Annotated in this window: 2 protein-coding genes and 2 pseudogenes; all 4 read right to left on the bottom strand. The window is 51.5% G+C overall.

All coding sequences use genetic code 11. The features are described from left to right. Positions 1-276 (bottom strand): annotated as a pseudogene (locus BBW68_RS07325) (IS6 family transposase); the annotation flags it as partial. A 210-nt stretch (positions 277-486) separates the two neighbouring features. Next, entirely contained in the window at positions 487-1,002 is a 516-nt protein-coding gene (gene luxS, locus BBW68_RS07330) for an S-ribosylhomocysteine lyase (RefSeq protein ID WP_070134627.1), read from the bottom strand. A gap of 163 nt (positions 1,003-1,165) precedes the next feature. After that, positions 1,166-2,767 (bottom strand): glutamate--cysteine ligase, encoded by a 1,602-nt coding sequence (gshA, locus tag BBW68_RS07335; RefSeq protein ID WP_186821298.1) that lies wholly within the window; start codon positions 2,765-2,767, stop codon positions 1,166-1,168. Between the two features lie 31 nt (positions 2,768-2,798). Then, positions 2,799-3,154: pseudogene (locus BBW68_RS19155) on the bottom strand (YqaA family protein). Between the last annotated feature and the right edge of the window lie 3 nt (positions 3,155-3,157).

A 3,157-nucleotide genomic window follows, 5' to 3' on the forward strand; every position in this document is an offset into this window, starting at 1 on the left:
TACAGATAAGCCCAGCGTCCGTTGACCTTCACGTAGGTTTCATCGAGATGCCATGAGCCAAAACCGGAAGGTTGACGCCAGTACCAGCGCCGCCGCTTTTCCATCTCAGGTGCAGAACGCTGAACCCATCGATAAATCGTGGTGTGATCGACATTTACCCCTCGCTCAGCCAGCATCTCCTGCAGCTCACGATAACTGATGCCATATTTGCAGTACCAGCAGACGGCCCACAGGATAATATGACGCTCAAAATGTCGACCTTATAAATGGGTTCATGTGCTGCTCCTTCAACTAAACAGTGGTATCAGTTTACCATCGCCAGATCTTTGCAACAGTGCCGGATATCCCGCTGCCGGCAACTACAGTCCATGTCGGGCATTACGCCGTTGATATTCTCGTAAGCAGGTACGCATCACGCCGCAAACTTCATTGAAGGAATCAGTCGGGTCGTAAACATAGGGGTCAGGCATGCCTAGCCACTACGATCTAGATGTGCAGCTCTTTCAACTTCTCTTTTGGCAGCGCCAGATCTTCATTGCGGTTTACACCAATCTCTTTAGAGATGACATTCCGCGCGATCTCCTGAGCTTGCTCTAGCGAGTGCAGCTCACAGCTTCCGCACTGGTAGATATTTAGTTCAGGAATATCGCTCTGCTGCTTCACTTTCAGCACGTCTTCCATAGCCGCTTTCCACGCTGTCGCTACGCGCCTTTCATCCGGCACGCCAATCAGGCTCATGTAGAAACCGGTACGGCATCCCATTGGTGAAATATCAATGATTTCGACACCATCACCATTCAGGTGGTTACGCATAAAGCCGGCAAACAGGTGCTCTAGCGTATGGATCCCGCGTTCGGTCAAAATCTCAATATTCGGACGACACAAACGCAGGTCGAATACGGTAATGGTATCGCCCTGAGGCGTTTTAATGGTCTTCGCAACGCGTACTGCAGGCGCATTCATGATGGTATGATCGACGGTAAAGCTATCCAGCAATGGCATATGGTCGCCTCAACTAATGAATTTATTTTTACAATGATGAAACTTTTACGCGTACGGCGCGTCTGAATATATGTAAAGACGCGCATTTGTTATCATCATCTCATCCCTGACAACGGAGATGTTAATTTGACCACAGTGATTGTAGCCCTTTTCTTTTCAAACGCTAGCCTTTATCCTTCAAAAAGGCGTCCAGACTAAGCGTATCACTTTCTTCAATCTCCTGCTGACTTACCTTAGAGCGCAGAGCTTCATCGCTAAGCTGCTGTTCAGTCAGCACTTCCAGCGACTCTTCGCTCAGCTGCTGGCGATACTGCTCGGCCAGCGCCAGTCCGGCACCGCCAATGCCATTGGCTTTCAGGGTTTGCAGGAAACGCGCTGAGTAAGTTAGATCAGGATCATCAAACGAGGCCACTAGGCGATCGCAAACTTCCTGATAGTGATGTTCGCCGCTCTGCCCGTCCAGCGTTTCCGCTACGCGCCGCAGGTCGCTAAACAGCGCTTTGCCCACGTATACCAGCTGATGCTGTGCTTTTTCACACTCCATCGCGATAGTCTGGCCAGGTTTACGCCCTTCAAGGATCATTCGATTCCAATTTTTACGCGTGCAGGCCAATTCTGCGCTGCTCATCTCTGGTGCTTCAGCCAGCGCACACCAGATCAGGAACAGATCTAGGAAACGCACCTGGTTGGCGTCCACGCCGATTGGCGAGAACGGGTTGATATCCAACGAGCGCACTTCGATATACTCGATTCCGCCGCGCTGTAGTGCATCCGAAGGCGCTTCGCCCGATCGGGTCACTCGCTTCGGCCGGATTGGCGCATACAGCTCATTTTCGATCTGCAGGACGTTGGTATTCAGCTGCAGAAAGTCACCGTTTTCATCCTTCATGCCCATGCCAGCAAACTCTTCAGACGGGGTTTTAATCGCCGCCTTCAGGCCCTTGATGTATTCCGCTAGGTTATTGAAGGTAATGTTGAGGCTACTTTGTGACTTGTTGGTGTAGCCTAGGTCACTCAGACGCAGTGAAGTGGCGTAAGGCAGTGACAGCATGCCTTTATCGCTGCGTTCGAAAGGCAGTGCGCTCTCTTTCCCCTGCAGGAACGAAGAGCAGATTGCTGGCGATGCGCCAAACAGGTAAGGGATCACCCAACCAAAGCGGTAGTAGTTACGGATCATACGCAGATAGCCATCGGAGATTACCTCTTTACCGCTTTCCGCATCCTTCACCCCTGCCCACTCCTGCCAGAATGAGAGTGGCAGCGAGAAGTTATAGTGCACGCCAGAGATAATCTGCATCAGTGCGCCATAGCGGTTTTTCAGTCCCTGGCGATACAGCGTTTTCATCTGGCCGATATGCGAACTGCCGTACTGCGCCAGTTCAATATCCTGATCGGGATCGATCATACACGGCATACTCATCGGCCACATGCGCTCTTCACCAAGTTCGCGCGCAACGTGACGATGAATATCGCGTAAAAACGCCAGCAGATGATCAATGTCCTGATCGACCGGCGTGATAAACTCTAACAGCGTTTCGGCAAAGTCAGTGGTGATCCACTTATGCGTCAAGGCTGAGCCAAGGGAAGCTGGGTGCCCGGTCGTGGCCAGATGACCATCCGGTTTGACGCGCAGAGTTTCACGCTCAATGCCGCGGCCAATACCTTTAAGTGCGTCAGGATGAGCTTCCAGCCAAGAAAGCGCCTGTGATACGTCCGGGATCAAATTGACCTCCCGTTCAGAGAAAAACTTATTATTGTTAAGCATAATGTTAACCGTAGCGCCACCCTAAAGCGAATCAATGTCGCCATTCCATGCCATGAAGTGTTGCGGCTGCCAGTACTACGTAACGCAAGGTCTTGCCGACAGCGAGAAAAATCACCACCGGCAACTAGGCAAAACGTAACCACCCGGAAACAACGCACAGCAGATCACCAATCACTGGTAACCAGCTGAAAAGAAGCGCAGCAGGCCCAAACAGTGCAGCCACGCCGTTGTTGTGCGTTGCTGTGTCATGCCATCGCCCCTGATTTTTCTGTGGAAACAGGCGACCTATTACAATGTTGGTTAATCCGCCCGGGTGTTTCCCAGTGCGGCAGTGAAAACCAGAGCGCCAATAGAAACTTTCCCTGCCAGCAAAAGTGTAGTGGTCAACTA

The sequence above is a fragment of the Candidatus Erwinia dacicola genome (assembly GCF_001756855.1).
In the GTDB taxonomy this organism is placed as follows: Bacteria; Pseudomonadota; Gammaproteobacteria; order Enterobacterales; family Enterobacteriaceae; genus Erwinia; species Erwinia dacicola.